This is a genomic window from Curtobacterium sp. MCBA15_005 (genome assembly GCF_001864855.1).
Lineage (GTDB): Bacteria > Actinomycetota > Actinomycetes > Actinomycetales > Microbacteriaceae > Curtobacterium > Curtobacterium flaccumfaciens.
In genome coordinates this window covers 1-914 of the sequence record NZ_MJGL01000053.1, presented here as the reverse complement: position 1 = coordinate 914, position 914 = coordinate 1, and the positions used below count along the sequence as shown (strand labels likewise).

The window sequence follows — 914 nt, the reverse complement described above, 5'->3', positions numbered from 1 at the left end:
GTGCCAGCTGGCACCGGGCCTCCCGTCCGCCTGTGCGCACGTTCTTTCCCATCGCGCGCGCCGAGCGTCGTGCGCCTGGTGGAACCGGGCGTACCTGGCAGAACCGGGCGTACCTGGCGGTACCGGGCGTACCTGGTGAGTTCTTTCGACCAGGTACGCCCGTTCTTGCGAACCAACGCGCGCGCGATGGGAAAGAACGTGCGCACAGGCGGACGGGAGGCCCGGTGCCAGCTGGCACCGGGCCTCCCGTCCGTCTCGTCGCGCGCCGGGCCGGCGGCCGCCGTCGTCACGGGCTGGGCGACACCCCACGCGCTCACGTTCGCGAGAACTGTCGCTCAGCGCGAAACACAGCCCAGCCCGCAGGCGGGGGCAGGCGGGGGCGGAAGCCGCTGCCGAGACTCGGTTCCGCGGTCACGTTGCGGGTACCGGGAGCCGCCGTCTGTCCGGCAGGGCGAGACTCGGTCGGCCGCGTCCACTCGCGCAACGAGCAACGCCCCGACCGAACCGGTCGGGGCGTTGCTCGTGGTGGTGCCGATCAGCGGATGATCGAGATGTTGTCCGCCTGCGGGCCCTTCTTGCCGGGCCCGATCTCGTACTGCACGTGGTCGTCCTGGGCGAGCGGCGGGGAGCCGGTCGCCGCGACGATGCTGGAGAAGTGCGCGAACAGGTCCTGAGACCCGTCGTCGGGGTGGATGAAGCCGAACCCCTTGCTGTGGTCGAACCACTTGACGGTGCCCGTCGGCATGGCGGTCAGCACGGCGTCAGTGGATGCGCAGCTGCGCGACCATGGGGCACGCGAAGGGGTCGCGGGCGGCGAGGCCGACGCGGTTGAGGTACCGGACGACGATGCCGTAGGAACGCAGCAGCGTGGTCTCGGTGTAGGGCACGTCGAGGGTGTCGCAGTGGTCACGGAC

1 protein-coding gene and 1 pseudogene are annotated in these 914 nt (G+C 71.0%); both read right to left on the bottom strand.

Annotated features, from left to right (window positions below; genetic code table 11):
* Positions 1-535: 535 nt before the first annotated feature.
* Positions 536-757: a cold-shock protein gene (locus tag BIU89_RS13665; protein ID WP_307858961.1), complete on the bottom strand. Its 222-nt coding sequence runs from the start codon at positions 755-757 to the stop codon at positions 536-538.
* Between the two features lie 4 nt (positions 758-761).
* Positions 762-914 (bottom strand): annotated as a pseudogene (locus BIU89_RS18965) (acyl-CoA desaturase); the annotation flags it as partial.